This is a genomic window from Chryseobacterium echinoideorum, assembly GCF_007474535.1.
Taxonomy (GTDB): Bacteria; Bacteroidota; Bacteroidia; order Flavobacteriales; family Weeksellaceae; genus Chryseobacterium; species Chryseobacterium echinoideorum.
Map to the genome: position 1 here is coordinate 36,457 of NZ_VKNW01000010.1, position 16,169 is coordinate 52,625.

Annotated in this window: 19 protein-coding genes; 16 read left to right on the top strand and 3 right to left on the bottom strand. The window is 34.8% G+C overall.

Annotated features, from left to right (window positions below):
- Positions 1–44: 44 nt before the first annotated feature.
- Complete coding sequence (locus FOL89_RS13425; protein ID WP_144283313.1) at positions 45–2,957, bottom strand: M16 family metallopeptidase; 2,913 nt, start codon at positions 2,955–2,957, stop codon at positions 45–47.
- A 129-nt stretch (positions 2,958–3,086) separates the two neighbouring features.
- Between FOL89_RS13425 and FOL89_RS13430 the strand changes: the two genes are divergently transcribed.
- The 16 genes from FOL89_RS13430 (at position 3,087) to FOL89_RS13505 (ending at position 14,728) form a co-directional block, all read left to right on the top strand.
- Positions 3,087–3,491 (top strand): hypothetical protein, encoded by a 405-nt coding sequence (locus FOL89_RS13430; protein ID WP_144283314.1) that lies wholly within the window; start codon positions 3,087–3,089, stop codon positions 3,489–3,491.
- A gap of 2 nt (positions 3,492–3,493) precedes the next feature.
- Positions 3,494–4,489, top strand: coding sequence for a BtrH N-terminal domain-containing protein (locus tag FOL89_RS13435; RefSeq protein WP_144283315.1), 996 nt, complete (start codon positions 3,494–3,496; stop codon positions 4,487–4,489).
- A 48-nt stretch (positions 4,490–4,537) separates the two neighbouring features.
- Entirely contained in the window at positions 4,538–4,747 is a 210-nt protein-coding gene (locus FOL89_RS13440) for a DUF2683 family protein (RefSeq protein ID WP_144283316.1), read from the top strand.
- The gene (locus FOL89_RS13445) at positions 4,729–5,010 is read left to right on the top strand and encodes a Txe/YoeB family addiction module toxin (protein ID WP_144283317.1); all 282 of its coding nucleotides are present in this window, start codon (positions 4,729–4,731) and stop codon (positions 5,008–5,010) included. Before FOL89_RS13440 ends, FOL89_RS13445 begins: the two co-directional genes overlap by 19 nt.
- A 37-nt stretch (positions 5,011–5,047) precedes the next feature.
- The gene (locus FOL89_RS13450) at positions 5,048–5,803 is read left to right on the top strand and encodes an ABC transporter ATP-binding protein (RefSeq protein ID WP_144283318.1); all 756 of its coding nucleotides are present in this window, start codon (positions 5,048–5,050) and stop codon (positions 5,801–5,803) included.
- Positions 5,793–7,052, top strand: coding sequence for an ABC transporter permease (locus tag FOL89_RS13455; RefSeq protein WP_144283319.1), 1,260 nt, complete (start codon positions 5,793–5,795; stop codon positions 7,050–7,052). The genes FOL89_RS13450 and FOL89_RS13455 overlap by 11 nt, the downstream gene beginning before the upstream one ends.
- On the top strand, positions 7,042–7,464 hold the full coding sequence (locus FOL89_RS13460) for an acyl-CoA thioesterase (protein WP_144283320.1): 423 nt from the start codon (positions 7,042–7,044) through the stop codon (positions 7,462–7,464). The genes FOL89_RS13455 and FOL89_RS13460 overlap by 11 nt, the downstream gene beginning before the upstream one ends.
- Positions 7,461–8,594, top strand: a complete 1,134-nt coding sequence (locus tag FOL89_RS13465) for a beta-ketoacyl synthase N-terminal-like domain-containing protein (RefSeq protein ID WP_144283321.1) — start codon at positions 7,461–7,463, stop codon at positions 8,592–8,594. The genes FOL89_RS13460 and FOL89_RS13465 overlap by 4 nt, the downstream gene beginning before the upstream one ends.
- Positions 8,595–8,633: 39 nt before the next feature.
- Positions 8,634–8,873, top strand: a complete 240-nt coding sequence (locus tag FOL89_RS13470) for an addiction module protein (RefSeq protein ID WP_144283322.1) — start codon at positions 8,634–8,636, stop codon at positions 8,871–8,873.
- Positions 8,870–9,154, top strand: coding sequence for a type II toxin-antitoxin system RelE/ParE family toxin (locus FOL89_RS13475; protein WP_144283323.1), 285 nt, complete (start codon positions 8,870–8,872; stop codon positions 9,152–9,154). Before FOL89_RS13470 ends, FOL89_RS13475 begins: the two co-directional genes overlap by 4 nt.
- Before the next feature lie 18 nt (positions 9,155–9,172).
- Positions 9,173–9,712, top strand: coding sequence for a 3-oxoacyl-ACP synthase (locus FOL89_RS13480; RefSeq protein WP_144283324.1), 540 nt, complete (start codon positions 9,173–9,175; stop codon positions 9,710–9,712).
- Between the two features lie 131 nt (positions 9,713–9,843).
- Positions 9,844–10,101, top strand: coding sequence for a phosphopantetheine-binding protein (locus FOL89_RS13485; protein ID WP_144283325.1), 258 nt, complete (start codon positions 9,844–9,846; stop codon positions 10,099–10,101).
- 38 nt (positions 10,102–10,139) lie between these two features.
- Positions 10,140–11,090: a 2-hydroxyacid dehydrogenase gene (locus FOL89_RS13490; RefSeq protein WP_144283326.1), complete on the top strand. Its 951-nt coding sequence runs from the start codon at positions 10,140–10,142 to the stop codon at positions 11,088–11,090.
- A 119-nt stretch (positions 11,091–11,209) separates the two neighbouring features.
- Positions 11,210–12,469, top strand: a complete 1,260-nt coding sequence (locus FOL89_RS13495) for a serine hydrolase domain-containing protein (protein ID WP_144283327.1) — start codon at positions 11,210–11,212, stop codon at positions 12,467–12,469.
- A gap of 25 nt (positions 12,470–12,494) precedes the next feature.
- On the top strand, positions 12,495–14,270 hold the full coding sequence (locus FOL89_RS13500) for an Ig-like domain-containing protein (RefSeq protein WP_144283328.1): 1,776 nt from the start codon (positions 12,495–12,497) through the stop codon (positions 14,268–14,270).
- The gene (locus FOL89_RS13505; protein WP_144283329.1) at positions 14,270–14,728 is read left to right on the top strand and encodes a heme-binding domain-containing protein; all 459 of its coding nucleotides are present in this window, start codon (positions 14,270–14,272) and stop codon (positions 14,726–14,728) included. The genes FOL89_RS13500 and FOL89_RS13505 overlap by 1 nt, the downstream gene beginning before the upstream one ends.
- On the opposite strand, the gene FOL89_RS13510 is transcribed toward FOL89_RS13505, so the two are convergent.
- Both FOL89_RS13510 and xerD read right to left on the bottom strand, forming a co-directional pair.
- Complete coding sequence (locus tag FOL89_RS13510; RefSeq protein ID WP_144283330.1) at positions 14,725–15,243, bottom strand: NUDIX hydrolase; 519 nt, start codon at positions 15,241–15,243, stop codon at positions 14,725–14,727. The two genes, FOL89_RS13505 and FOL89_RS13510, sit on opposite strands and share 4 nt — an antisense overlap.
- Positions 15,240–16,154 carry a site-specific tyrosine recombinase XerD gene (gene xerD / locus FOL89_RS13515; protein ID WP_144283331.1) on the bottom strand — a complete coding sequence of 305 codons (915 nt, stop codon included), beginning with the start codon at positions 16,152–16,154 and terminating at the stop codon, positions 15,240–15,242. The genes FOL89_RS13510 and xerD overlap by 4 nt, the downstream gene beginning before the upstream one ends.
- Positions 16,155–16,169 lie beyond the last annotated feature (15 nt).

The following is a 16,169-nucleotide window of genomic DNA, read 5'->3' on the forward strand; positions in this document are numbered from 1 at the left end:
GTGAGACATTTCTGCCTCACTTCAAACAATTTATATTAATGAAATTAATATCCGAAGATTTCTTCTAAAGTCACTTCTTTAAATTCTCCCATTTTATTAATTGACTCCATATTCAGATTTTCTCTCTTTCCGATGATGGCAGTGTTGTACTTCAAAGGTTTTATCTCTGCGTTGTAGAAATTGGTCAGTTGAGGCAAAGTCAGTGTCTGAATTTCAGCATAAATATCTTTTCTGATATCATAATCTACGCCTAATTTTTTTAGAGCCATTTGATTAAAGAAGATATTTGTTCTGTTGATTCTATTGGATGCAATCTGCTTCAAAGCCGAACCTTTTGAGTTCTCAAACTGAGCCGGAATCTGTGGAAAATCTGCCATCAAATCATTCATTGCATTCACAGCTAAAGGCAATTTATTGGACTGAGTTCCGATATAATTGGTTACATAATTGGGCTTCCCTTTTTCTGATGCATTTGCAAAAGAAACGTAAGCCGAATATGCCAAAGACTTGCTTTCTCTGATTTCCTGAAAAACGATAGATGATAAGCCTCTTCCAAAATATTCATTAAAAACATTCACCTTTCCGAAATCTGAAATGTTTACATCACTTCCTTTAGCCACTTTAGACATTTCCATTTGCACCATATCGTAATTGGTAAAATAAACCTTTCCTTGTGTTGCAGGTTCAGGATAAATCTTTGCTTTTGAAGGCTGTAAAGATGAATTGTAAATAAATGGCTTTACCGATTTTTCCAGATCTGATTGGCTGTCTCCATACAAAAACACTTCATAAGGATATTTATTCATTGTCTTTATTTTAGACATCAGTTCATTCACATTAATGCTTTGCAGACGTTCTTTGGAAATAATATCGGTCATTCTGGATTCTTTCCCGTATTTAGCATAGTTGGAAAGCGCAGCCATGATTCTGTTTTTGTCTTTTTTGGCAGCTTCACGAGATTGTAAAATGGTTTTTACGGTTTGATCATAAATAGCCTGATCTGCTTTCACATTAGTCATCCAGTGATTCAGAAGCTCAACCCCTTTTTTCATATTCGCTTCAAGCCCCGTCAAAGTAATGAAAGTTTGGTCATTTGAAGTTCTGAAACTATTAGAAATTCCAAGTTTATAAAATTCTTCTTTCAATTGCTCCGGAGTATATTTGTCTGTCCCTAAATATTGCAGAACGCTCACTCCTAAAGAAAGTTCTTTATCATTATCAGTTCCGAAAGGGAAAATATAGCTTACCTGCGCAACTTTATTATATTTATTCTTTACAAAACTTACCTTTTTGTCTTTGATCTGATTGGTTGAGATTGCAGATTTATAGTCAACAAACTGAGGCTTTATTTCTGCAGGTTTAATTCCTAAAACCTCTTTCAAAAATGGTGTCTGTGCCTCTCTGTTGATTTTAATCGGAGTAATTCCCGGGTTTTCTACACGAACCAGTTTATCATTTACTCCTTTTTCTTTGTAAATAACTACATAATTATCTTTAAAGAAATCATTAGCAAATTTTACGACATCAGCTTTTGTAATTTTCTCATACTTGTTGATCTCATCAAGCTCCTGTTCCCAGGTTCTTTCGTTAATATAATTTCCATAAAGCTCTGTTGCCAATCCATCTGCTGTTTCCCAAGATTTCATACGCTGAACTTTCATGTCATTTACGATCGCTTTCATCATCCAGTCCGGGAACTCACCTTTCTTTACAAGATCTATCTGTGCTAAAAGAAGTTTTTTAGCCTCATCAAAGCTCTGCCCTTCTTTAGGAGTAACCGATAAATTGAAAGAACCATAAGTCTTCAAGGGGTTTGTGTAGGCTCCTGCTCCTAATGTTTTTTGTTTTTGATTGACATTCAGATCAATTAAACCCGCATCCCCATTATTGCTTAAAATTTCTGCAACCATATTCGCAAGTCTTGCCTCTTGGGTTCCGTAAGAATCTGTACGCCAAGCCATCGTCATTCTTTGTGTTGACGGACTTTTTACCGTTCTTTCTACAATCTTGGTCATAGGCTCTTCGGAAACCATTTTCTTCATCGGCAATTCCTTATACTTAAATGTGCCGAAATATTGGTCGACTAATTTTATCGTTTTGTCGAAATCTAAATCCCCAACCAAAACTACCGCCATATTATTAGGCACATAATACGTATCAAAATATTTATGGATTGCCTTCATTGAAGGACTTTTTAAATGCTCAGAAGTTCCGATTGTTGTTTGCTGACCATTCGGATGTTTCGGAAAGAGCGCATCCATTAATGCATAGTTTACCAAACGTCCGTCATTATCCTGCGCTCTGTTGAATTCTTCATAAACTGCTTCCAACTCAGTATGGAAAAGTCTCAAAACCAGTTCAGAAAAACGTTCTTTTTCAACTTTAAGCCATTTTTCAAGCTCGTTTGATGGGATATTGTTTTTATAAACTGTTTCATCCAGCCACGTATGAGCATTGGTTCCGGTTGCTCCCAAAGATGAGATAGCCTTATCATATTCATTGGCGATAGCATATTTTGATGCTTCCTGAGAAACCTCATCTATCTTTTTGTATAAAGCTTTCTTTTTTTCAGGGTCTTTTTCTGCCTTGTGTTGCTCATAAAGATCTGAAATCTGAGCCAATAAAGCTTTTTCTTTTGTCCAGTCAGAAGTTCCTAGATGAGAAGTCCCTTTAAAAACCATGTGCTCCAGATAATGAGCGAGACCTGTGTTATCTGAAGGATCATTATTAGATCCCGTTCTTACCGGAATATAGGTTTGAATTCTTGGTGCATCATCATTTTTAGCCAGATACACTTTAAGTCCATTTTTCAAAGTATACACTCTTACTCCGGCAAGATCATTTTTTACGGTTTCGTAGCTGTAACCTTGTGGATCAGTTTGTTTTTGCGTTTCAAACTTTTGAGCCATTGCAATAATGGTACAGAAAAGAGAAACTGAGATAAAAAATTTCTTCATATTGAATTTAAAATTTCAAAACAGATTAGTATTCATAATAATTGCATTGTTACATTATATCAGAAAGTTATTTTAAGTAAATTTTCTTATTTTAGCCAATTAATAACACAATTATTTAATAGATTTTTTGTGAAAAAACAAGATCTGCCACAAGACGAAAGTAATCTGAAATCAGCAAATATGACCGAAGTGTTATACGTTACTGATGAAAATGATAATTATACCACCGCCAACAGTATTGGCTGGGATGCTAAAAAAGCCGCTCTCGAAGAGTCGCTTTCACTCATCAATGAGAGAATTGCAGAAGCAAAACAAAAAGTGGCAGATAATTTGGTGAGTCCAATTATCTATTTTATGGAGCTTAATAAAATGGATTTGCAGGTTCTTGCAGCGTATGTTGACAAATGGCAGTGGACCGTGAAAAGACATACAAAACCAAAAATTTTCAAAAAACTCAGCGATTCTACCCTGAAAAAATATGCCGATGCATTCGGAATTTCGGTAGACGAATTAAAAAACTTCGACGGTAAATAATAATGAAGATCAACTTTGAACACCATCAGACCGCACATTGCGAAAACGGTGTTGCCTCCAATCTATTACTTAACAAAGGTTTAAAACTTAGCGAACCAATGATTTTCGGAATCGGTTCCGGATTGTTTTTCGTGTATTTACCTTTCTTAAAAGTGAATTTTGCGCCGGGATTCAGCTACCGTCCGATGCCGGGTGCAATTTTCAGCAAAGCCGCAAAAAGACTGGGAATCAAAATCAAAAGACAAAAATTCTCCAATCCAAAAGATGCGCAAACCGCTTTAGAGAAAAATTTAGAACAAAATATCCCGACAGGTTTACAAGTTGGCGTTTTCAACCTGACTTATTTTCCTGAAGAATATAAATTCCACTTCAATGCTCATAATCTTGTTGTTTACGGCAAAGAAAACGGAAGATTTTTAATCAGCGACCCTGTAATGGATTTCGCTACTTCCCTTTCCGAAGCCGAACTTGAAAAAGTTCGTTACGCAAAAGGTGCTCTTCCGCCGAAAGGTCATATGTATTTCCCTACCTATATTCCGGAAACTGTAAATCTGGAAGAAGCCATCAAAAAAGGAATCAAAGATACCTGCAAAAATATGTTGGCTCCCGTTCCGATTATCGGGGTAAAAGCTATGAGATGGGTCGCGAAAAGCATCCCGAAATGGGCAGAGAAAAAAGGAACAAAAGTGACCAATCATTATCTCGGGCAATTGATCAGAATGCAGGAAGAAATCGGAACCGGCGGTGGAGGTTTCCGTTTTATTTACGGAGCCTTTCTTCAAGAAGCGGCAGAAATTCTTAAAAATGAGCAGTTGAGAGAACTTTCTAAAGAAATTACCGCCATTGGTGATCTTTGGAGAGATTTTGCGGTGGATATTGCAAGAGTTTACAAAAACAGAAACTTGAAAAGCGATATTTATAATCAACTATCGAAATCAATGCTACATATTGCTGATTTGGAAGAGGATTTTTATAAGAAACTGAGAAAAGCGATTTAACCGTCAGTAGATTAATTTATCTAAATTTGTACTAAAATGCAATCACTTATGACAACATTCAGTTTTAAAATAGATTCCAGCGAGAGTAAAAAAATTAAAGCCATTTTAAAAGCTTTAGGTGTTGCTGATTTAAAAATACAGGAAGATGAAACTCCTTCGAAGGATTTTGCTGAAAAGGTAAAAAGAGCAAGAAAAGCTTATTCAGAAGGAGATGTTGTTGCTGTTAACACAAAAAACATATGGGAAGGTATCAAATAGTCCGTACAAAAGAAGCGGAAAAAGACCTTGCTAAAATTTTAAAGTCTGGCAATAAATCCGACATTAAGAAAGTGGAAATTTTCTTTAAAGAAATAGAAGAACATCCAAGAACGGGAAATGGACATCCAGAACAATTAAAGTATTTTGATGGAGAAATTTGGAGCAGACGAATCAATAAAAAAGACAGATTTGTTTATGAAATTTATGAAGAAGATAAAAATGTAATCGTAGTAAGTTCTTTAGTACATTACAGCGATAACTGATTTCTACAAAATTTATTCATAAAAGTCAGAACTAACAATGTCAAATTTCATCATCGAAATAAAAAATCTTTACAAGAAATACAAAAATGCAGAAGACTTTTCTGTAAATGATATCTCGTTGAATATTGATAAAAATGAAATTTACGGAATTCTCGGTCCCAACGGAGCCGGAAAAACCACTTTGATTTCTATGCTTTCAGGTTTAATTAAGCCAACATCAGGAAGTTTTACGATCAACGGATTTTCACCTCAGAAAAACGGCACAAAACTGAAACAAATCGTTGGTGTTGTTCCGCAGGAATATGCGCTCTACCCAACTTTAACAGCCAAAGAAAATCTGATGTTTTTCGGAAGTTTGTACGGTTTAAATCATAAAAATTTAAAGAATACAATTGATGAATCTTTAGAATTAATGGGTTTATCAAAATTCGCAGATAAAAAAGTCGACCAGTTTTCAGGAGGAATGAAACGTCGTTGCAACCTGATTGCAGGAACGCTTCATAATCCTAAAGTTTTGTTTCTGGACGAACCGACGGTTGGCGTTGATGTTCAGTCTAAGAAGGCCATTATTGATTATCTTTTAGATTTAAATAAAAAAGGAACATGCATTATTTATACTTCGCATCATTTATCTGAAGCGGAAGAATTTTGTACCCAAATCGCCATCATCGACCACGGAAAAATCCACGCAACAGGAACTCCTGAAGAACTGATACAAAGAGTGACCAACGCAGAAAACCTGGAAGACGTTTTCATATCATTAACCGGAAAAGAACTGAGAGATGTTGTATAAACTGTGGAGAAGTTTTTTTAAGGAGATCCTTTTACTAAAGCGCGATATCGGAGGAATTGTCATTATATTTCTAATGCCTTTGTTGCTGATTATTACCATTACATTGATTCAGGATTCGACTTTTAAAAATCTCGAAGGTTCAAAAATTCCGATTATTTTCATCGACAACGACCATTCTGAAATTTCAAAAAGAATCGAATCAGAATTAAAAGCAAGCAAAAGTTTTCAGTTACTGACTGATTACAACGAAAGCTCGGCTAAAAAAGCTGTATTTTCCGGCGACTATCAAATGGCGATCGTCATTCCTAAAAATTTAACGAAAGACATCAATTCAAATATTGATTCTAAAGTTCAGACCGTTGTAAGCTCCTTCGGTTTGGAAGTAGATTCAGCTACAGTAAAAACTGTAGCCGCAAAAGCCAAAGACATACATCTCTATTTCGATCCCGCAACTAATGCAGGTTTCAAAAATTCAGTAATGAATGCCATCAACAAAATGGTTTTTGAAATTGAGAATAAAAAAATCTACAAAGCATTCCAGGATCAGCTTGGAACAACAGAAAATCTGGACAATCAAAGTTTGATTACTTTCAAAGAAATCATTCCGAAATCAGCTTTAGAAGCCAAACCCAACTCGGTGCAGCATAATGTTCCGGCTTGGGCGTTGTTTGCCATTTTCTTTATTGTTGTGCCATTGTCTATTAATTTGGTTAAAGAAAAAAGTCAGGGAACGAGCGTGAGAGTCCGTGTCAGTCCCACTCCTTATTACATTCATATTTTAGGAAAAACATTTACGTATCTGATCATCTGCGTCATCCAGTTTTTATTGATGGTCGCAGTAGGAATCTGGCTTTTCCCATTAATGGATTTGCCGCAATTTGACATGACCGGAAAGATGTTGAATCTCATCATCGTCACTTTGTTTGCAGGATTAGCAGCCATCGGATTCGGAGTTTTATTGGGAACTATCGCCGATACTCAGGAGCAATCTGCTCCATTTGGGGCAACTTCGGTCGTGGTTTTAGCAGCGGTCGGCGGAATCTGGGTTCCGGTTTTTCTGATGCCTGAATTTATGCAGACTATTGCTAAATTTTCTCCGATGAATTGGGGTTTAAATGCTTATTATGACATTATTTTACGAAACAGCGGGATTGGAGAAATTGCCAAAGAATTGATTTTCTTATTTTTATTTTATGTAGCGATGGTTGCCATTGCATTATTTTACGAAAGAAAACAGAATGCAGTCTAAAGATTTAACTTGTACCGAAGAAGTACGTGTAAGATTCAATGAAACAGATCCGTTGGGAATTGTGTGGCACGGTCATTATATCGTGTATTTTGAAGACGGAAGAGAAGCCTTTGGAAGACAGCACGGTCTGACCTATCTTGACATTCAGAAAGCAGGCTACGTCACGCCAATCGTAAAAAGTACCTGCGAACATTTTCTTCCATTGAAATATGGCGAAACTTTCAAAATCGTAACGACTTTCGTCAATTCAAATTCTGCGAAGTTGATTTACAGATACGAACTTTTTAACGAAGAGAATAAATTGGTTTGTTCAGGAGAAACCATTCAGGTTTTTCTGGATTCTGAGAACAATTTATGCTTGTATAATCCCGAGTTTTTTCAGGCTTGGAAAGATAAAGTAGGATTATCGTGAAGAAGGAAATTTACATCACAGATTATAACTGCGTCACACCTTTAGGTTTTGATGTTTCTTCGAATTGGAATGCTCTTCTAGAAGGAAAATCTGGCGTAGCTTTACATAAAATCGTAGAAAACCAGAAGCCTTTTTACGCCTCAATGATTGATTCTGAGAAATTAAATGAAGAATTTCAAAAAAACTTCGATAATCAGGATTTCACAAGGTTGGAAAAAATGTTTTTGTTAAGTTTAAAATCTTTGGTTGAAAAACATCAGTTTTCAGACAAAACCGCTTTTATCTTATCGACAACAAAAGGAAATATCAGTTTATTAAAAAATCAGACGACTTTACCGGAAGATGTTTTCCTTTCAAAAATGGCTAAGAAAATCGCTGCCTTTTTCGGATTTAAAACAAAACCGATTGTTGTTTCCAATGCATGCGTTTCCGGGGTTATGGCAATTGCTGTTGCCAAAAATATGATCCATACAGGAAAATATAAAGATGCTTTTGTAGTTGCCGGAGATGAAATTTCGGAATTTGTGATTTCGGGTTTCAATTCTTTTCAGGCGATTGGAACGGAAATTTGCAAACCTTACGACAAAAACCGTGACGGAATCAATATTGGTGAAGCAGCAGCAGCAGTTTATATTACTTCAGAACCAACTCAAAACGAAAAATCTAGTTTTAAAGTATTGGGAGATTCTGCCATCAATGACGCCAACCATATTTCAGGACCATCAAGAACAGGTGACGGATTATTTGCGAGCATTAAAAACGCAATGAGAGAAGCTAATGTTTCAGCACAACAAATTGATTTGATTTCGGCACACGGAACAGCAACAATTTATAACGACGAAATGGAAGCCATCGCTTTCAACAGAATGAATCTGGAAAATGTTCCTTTGAACAGTTTGAAAGCTTATTACGGACATTGTTTGGGTGCAGCAGGATTATTAGAAAGTATCATTTCAATGGAATCTGCTTTGCAAAACATATTAATTCTATCAAAAAACTTTAAAGAAACCGGAACGTCACAACCTTTGAATATTATCAAAGAAAACCAATCTGCAGAAATCAAATATATTTTGAAGACAGCTTCAGGTTTTGGAGGGTGCAATGTGGCAATCGTTTTGGAAAAATGCTGAAAATAATTTTGTAATTTTATAAAATTAAAGTTTTAGGAAATGGAATCTACTATAGACATCAGAAAAAGAATTCACGAATTCATCGACATTGCGGATGAAAGGATTTTGCGAATCATCAACGGAATTATTAATGCTGAAGAACAGGTAGAAGAATATCCGACAATTCCTGATTGGCATTACGATGAAATAAATGAAAGACGAGAAAAATATTTAAGCGGAGAAAGCAAATCTTACACTTGGGAAGAAGTCAAAGAGAAGGCAAAATCTGCTTTAAAATGACTTACGAATTAATTTTACAGGAAGAAGCAAGTTTGGAAATTCTTGAATCATACATTTATTATGAAGATGTACAAAAGGGTTTGGGAGAAAAATTTATGAAACAACTGGAAAAATATTTCCGTAGAATCCAAAACAATCCAAAACATTTTCGGCTTAAGAAAAATTACCGAGAAGCTTTTATTCAAAAGTTTCCATATCTCATAGTTTTTGACATTATTGATTACAAAATTATTATACTTTCTGTTTTCAACACTCATCAAAACCCAACAAAAAAGCCTTAATCTTTTTGAAATTCATTAATGAAGAAAACAGACATTTGCATCATAAAAAACTCAAAAATAATTCTCAACAACAAAATTATTTTTGAAACTCCAACTGAAAACTTTTCAGATTTCGCAAAAAAAGCTTATAAAAGTTTAGAACTGAATTATCCGAAATTTCATAAAATGGATAACTTAAGCAAACTCGCTTTTCTCGCTTCCGAAATGATTTTAAAGAATGAAGACCACAGCAGAACCGCTTTGGTTTTTTCGAATAAATCATCAAGTTTAGATACCGATTTCAAATATCAGGAGAGCATCAATTCTCAGGAAAATTATTTCCCGAGTCCAGCTGTCTTTGTGTACACTTTACCCAATATTTGTGTTGGCGAAATCAGCATCAGACATAAGATGCAGACCGAAAATGCCTTTTTTGTTTTAGATGAATTTGATGAAGAATTTTTAAACTCGTATGCGGCACAGATTCTGCAATCAGAGAAAGCGGAAAAAGTCTTATGTGGCTGGATAGAACTATATCAGGAAAGTTATCAAGCTTTTGTATATTTGCTGACATTATAAATTTGATAATTTGAAAACGTAAGATGTTATCTGTAAGTACAGCGATTATTAACAGAAATTTTTTAATTTAATATCTGATATAACGTATCCATTTTCAAATTATCTCATTAACATATTTTCAAATTAATTTTATGGAAAACCTGAAAGAAGAATTAAAAAACAAAATCATTGAAGTACTTAACCTTGAAGATGTTGCAGTAGAAGAAATTAAAGATTCAGACCCGTTATTCGGGGGAGGTCTTGGATTGGATTCTATTGACGCACTTGAATTGATCGTTCTTTTGGATAAGGAATACGGAATCAAACTGGCAGATCCGAAAAAAGGAAAGGAAATTTTCTCTTCCATCGAAACCATGGCAAAGTATATTGAAGAAAACAGAACGAAATAACTAATTTTCAATTTAAAAGTCTTTTTTGAGAACAGAATATGCGTATTTTACTATTAGATAAAAACCACCCGCTCATTACCGAGCAGCTTTTGACTAAAAATTTCATTCTTGAAGAAGACTTTTATTCATCTTACGAAGATGTCCTCAAAAAAATTGACCGTTATGATGGGATTATCATCCGAAGCAGAATTCCTTTAGACCAAAACTTTTTAGAAAAAGCAAAAAATCTGAAATTTATTGCAAGAGTCGGTGCCGGAATGGAAAATATTGATGTTTCTACAGCTGGGAAATTGAGAATCCAGCTTATCAATTCTCCCGAAGGAAACCGGGATTCTGTTGCAGAACATGTAGTCGGAATGCTTTTAATTCTCATGAACCGATTGTTTATTGCCTCCAACGAAGTAAAAAACGGAATCTGGCTTCGTGAAGAAAACCGCGGCGATGAGCTTTTAGGAAAAACTGTCGGTCTGATTGGCTACGGAAACATGGGAAAAGCAACAGCAAAAAGACTTTCGGGTTTTGGCTGTAAAGTGATTTTCCATGATATTTTGCCGAATCTTTCTGATGAATTTGCCCAACAGGTAAGTTTGGATGAATTGAAAAAAACAGCAGAAATTCTCAGTCTTCATATTCCCCTTACATCCGATACTCATTATCTTATCAATGCTGAATTTATTAATGAAATGAAAAATAATTTTTATTTCGTTAATACGGCAAGAGGTAAAAATGTACACACCAAAAGTCTGGTAGAAGCCTTAAAAACCGGAAAAGTAAAGGGTGCCTGTCTTGATGTTCTGGAATACGAAAAATCATCATTTGAAAACCTGGACAGTTCTGCTTCGCTCAACAATGAAGAATATAATGATTTACAATATCTTTTAAATTCCGAAAAAGTAATCGTAACACCTCATATCGCAGGCTGGACGCACCAAAGCAAAGAAAAACTGGCGCAGTTCATTGTAGATAAAATTCTTTCATCTTTTTCATGAGTTTAAATACTTTAAAATATTTTCAAAAACCTGTCATTATGTTAAATTATTCTTAATTCACTGCCAATTTTTATCTTTTATTTTGAGTTTTATTAAATTGCCACTCATTTTTGAAACTCATGAAGAAGCTTACCATCCTACTCCTTTCTGTTCTTTTTATATTTTTCATTTCGTGCAAAAAAGATAAACAGGAATCTGCTACTGAGGAGCCTGCAACCAATCTGCCCAATTTTGGGAATGTAGATCTGAATAAAGTTTTTGAAAATGATAACATTCAGATTTCCAATAAAAAATTTCTTTCGGGATACATTGACCAGTATTACAAAAAAATCTGGGAGCAGGGTAATCTGAGCGGAAGCGTTCTCGTTGCACAGGGAGATCAGATTATTTATGAAAATTACAGAGGTTTTGCAAGAGAAAACAACCAAAAACCTATTGACAAAAATACTCCGCTTCATGTAGCTTCGGTTTCCAAAACATTAACAGCAATGGCGATGATGAAACTGGTAGAAGCAGGTAAAATAAAACTTTCAGATAACCTCACTCAGTTTTTTCCGCAGTTTCCTTATCCGAATGTAACCGTTCAAAGTCTTCTGGATCAGAGAAGCGGTCTGCCTAAATATGAATATTTTATCACAAAAATTCAGCCGGTTCCTGCAGAGCTTTCAAAAGCATATTTAACCAATCAGGACATTCTGAACATGATTATTAAATATAAACCTGATCTTTCAAGAGAAACCGACACCGGATTTATGTACTGCAATACCAATTATGCTCTTTTAGCGTTATTAATAGAAAAAATCACCGCTAAACCTTTTCCGCAGACAATGAAAGAAATGGTATTCACGCCTCTGAAAATGAAAAACACTTTCATATTTCAGGAAAAAGACATTCCGACTGCTTCTCAGTCTTTTTATTTTGGCGGAAACCGTTTATACCCATTAGATCGTCTAGATTTAATTTACGGTGATAAGAATGTGTATACCACTCCAAGAGATCTCCTTAATTTTTCTAAAGCGATGTTTTCAAAAGATTTTCTGAAACCAGAACTGATGGAAATGGTATTCACACCTTACAGCAACGAAAAAGCAGGACAAAACAATTATGGGCTAGGATTCAGAATGAAAATATTTGATAATGGTGAAAAACTTACCTATCATAACGGTTGGTGGCATGGAAGCAATTCGGTTTTTGCCCACCTTCTGAAATCAAAGGTAACGATCGTTGCTATTGGTAATAAATATTCCGGGAGAGTATATTCTGCACTCGCTTTATCCGGATTATTTGAAGATTTTCCGACTCAGAAAGATAAACTTCACAATGTGATGAAAGATAGTGAAGATACTTTAAAAGCAGGAACTGAAGTTTTTGGAGAATAATGTTTATTTTTGTCGAAATATTTTCATGAAAAGATTATTTCTTCTATTCATTATCTCTATGCTCGTACACTCCTGTGCAAGAGTAGGTTCTCCTATTGGTGGCGCAAAAGATACGTTGGCTCCAAGTGTTGTAGGATCCAATATAGATACTTCACGAGTGAATGTAAGAAGAGACATCAGAGAACTTAGAATAGATTTTGATGAATACATTACTTTGAAAGACATCAACAAAAATCTGAATATATCGCCTCCAATTAATAATATTAAAAGAATTTTGCCTTCTAATATTGCCAACAAGTTCCTGGTTATTCAATGGACCGATACTTTACAGGCAAACACCACCTACAATTTTAATTTTGGTAATGCAATCGTGGATAACAGCGAAGGCAATCCTCTCCGATATTATAATTTTGCCTTCTCAACCGGCGAAAAGCTTGATGATCTTTACATCAGCGGAGAAGTAAAAGATGCAATGGCAATAAAAAAACAAACTAACGCTCAAAACAAAATGGTGGTTGGTCTTTATCAGCTGAAAGACAGTATTGATTATAAGAAAAAGCCATATTACATCACCAAAGTAGATGATGACGGATATTATGAACTGAATTATCTTGCACCGGGAAAATATAAAATCATTGCTTTTGATGATGAAAATGAAAACTCAACTTTCAATCCCGGGAAAGAAAAAATAGCTTTTCAGAAAGATACGGTAACCATTGAGAAATCTATTTCTGGTTTAAATTTAAAGCTTTACCCTTCCAAAAAACCTTTTAAAAAGCCCGAATTGAAAGAAATACCGGGTGGAATTCTGATGCTTTTTGAAGGAAATCCCGAAGAGGTGAAAGTGTCTCCCATCGGCGAAAAGTTGAATGATATTAAAATAACTCACAATAAAAAATCTGACACGGTAAAAATATGGTTTGATGCTGTAAAGGCTGATTTAGGACAAACCGCAAACGAAAAACTTCAGTTTGCTTACGAAACTGAGGCTAAAAAAGATACTGCAACCATTTTTTATAAATACAATAAGAAAAATGCCATGACTTTGGATAGCGGCGGCGGAACGTTAGCTCCAAAATCTGATTTCAGACTGGTTTCTAATTATGTGATTGATAAACTTAATACTGAGAAATGGACTCTTAAAATTGACAGTCTTACAGCTCAGCCATTTACTGCAAAAATTTCGCAGACCAATCCTTATGAGATATTAATCAGTTCTGACTTTGCTGAAGGTAAAAAATATCAGCTTACCGTTCCAAAAACGACTGTATCTTCTTATTACGATAAAAATCCTGAATCAAAAAGATTTGATTTTGAAGTGGATAAAATTGAAAATTATGGAGAGTTGACTTTTAACCTGACAAATGCACCCGCTACAAAATACTGGATTCAGCTTCTAGATTCATCAGAAAAACCAGTTTATCAAAAGTACACCAACGGAAACAAGGTTAGTTTTGACATTGTAAAACCTGCAGAATATATTGTAAGAATTCTGGTTGATAACAACGAAAACAGGTTTTGGGACGAAGCAGATTTTGAGAACGGAATTTTTGCAGAAGACTCTTATATTTATTACAAAACGGTAGTTACAAGACCTTTGTGGCAGTCAAATGAAGATTGGGATTTGAAAGATACAAGAGTTTTAGATGCAAGCAAACTCATAAATAATAACACCAACAAACCAAATCAGGATAAAAAGGACAACAATCCGCAAAATAATATGCCTCAAAATAATACTCCGTTTCAAAATACAGTTCCTGGAGGTGCTACAAGAGGTCGCAATTTGCAAACTACCAGATAATGAAAAAGTTTGTAAAGGTAGTTTTCTGGGTTATTCTGTGCTTTATTTTGATTCAGCTAATACCTGTCGATAAAGAAAATTTGCCGGTGAAAAAAAGTGAAAATTTCACAGATATACAAAAAACTCCGCAAAAGATTACATCCCTACTGAAGAATGCATGCTATGACTGCCATTCTAATGAAACCAAATATCCGAGTTATGCTTACATTGCTCCTTTCTCTTGGTCTGTAAAAAGTCACATCAACGAAGGCAGAGAACACCTTAACTTCTCTGTCTGGAATACTTACAATGATTATTTAAAAAAAGGGATGCTTGACAAGTCAATTCAGACTATTGAAAACAAGACAATGCCAATGCCCGCTTACATCATTTATCATAATGAAGCAAATCTATCTGATGCCGAAAAAACTATACTGAAAAACTATTTTCAGGAACTTTTAAATTCAGGAAGTTATTAGATAAAATTTTTAAGATATTTTTCGAAGAATTTTTTCTGTGAATCAAAAGCAATGTGTTCAAGATTCAGTTCTTTTAAGGGAATCCATATTGCTTCAGAAATTTCAGAAAGTTCCATATCAACTTCAAACTTATCCGAAACTTGATATTCATAGAATAGATCAATCGTGTTGTAGTCTATTTCTTTATATGTATATATATTTGGTAAGCTTGTAAGATATTTAAGTTCATCCATATTAATATCTAATTTCAGCTCTTCAAACAGCTCTCTTTTACAGGTGTTTTCTGCCATTTCTTTAGGATCTACAAATCCTCCGGCTAAATCCAGCTTTCCTTTTTTAGGCTCCTGATTTCTTCTTGTTAGAAAAACTTCATCTTTATATCTTATGACTACTGCAACAGCTCCTGCTACATTATTATATAAAGTGAAGCTGCATTCCGGACAGCTCCACTTTTTTTCCTGATCCCAGCGAAGGGTCTGTTTTCCACAGTTTGGACAAAATTTTAATACTTTCATCCAGCAAAGTTAGCATTTCGCGGGTGAAAATTCAATATCACATCACGAAGTTCTTCTGTTTTTAAATGCGTATAAATACCAGTAGTTGTAATACTGGAATGCCCCAGCATTTCCTGAATGAAACGCAAATCTGCTCCGTTTTGCAATAAATGGGTAGCAAAAGAGTGTCTGAATGTATGTGGGGATATTTTTTTACTTACTCCTGCCTTATCTGTAAGTTCTTTAATAATAATAAAGACAATTACTCTTGACATTGAAGTTCCTCTGCTGTTAAGAAAGAGAATATCTTCATGTTTTTTATTTACTTTAACCTTTGAGCGCACTTCGTTGATATATTCTTTCAACAGCTTTGCAGTGTATTGAGCCAAAGGCACCAAACGCATTTTATTACCTTTACCTGTTACTTTTATGTATCTTTCCTTAAAATTGATATTAGAGATTTTAATATCAATCAATTCTGAAACGCGAAGCCCGCATCCATACAATACTTCGATAATGCAATGATTTCTTTTACCCAGATCTGAATTTTTCTCAATTGCATCAATAATTTTCTCAATATCAGTAAGGGATAGAGTATCCGGAAGATACAATCCAAGCTTAGGTCCTTCTAGCAGCGAAGAAGGATTATCATCTCTTACTTCTTCCTCAACCAGATATTTGAAAAAAGCCTTAATGGAAGAAATCCATCTTGCCTGAGATCGTTCGCTGAATTTTTGTTTGGATAATTTGAAAATATACTCTTGAAGATTGTCATACGTAATCACCTCAGGACCAAGTCCATCGAGTTCTTCTACCGCATAATCTTTTAGCTTTTTGATGTCACGAATGTAAGCATCCAGTGTATTTTCTGAGAAATTTCTTTCGAATCTTAAAAAAATTTCGAAATCTTTAATTTTTTCATCCCAAGTCATTGTGTTTTGTTTTTA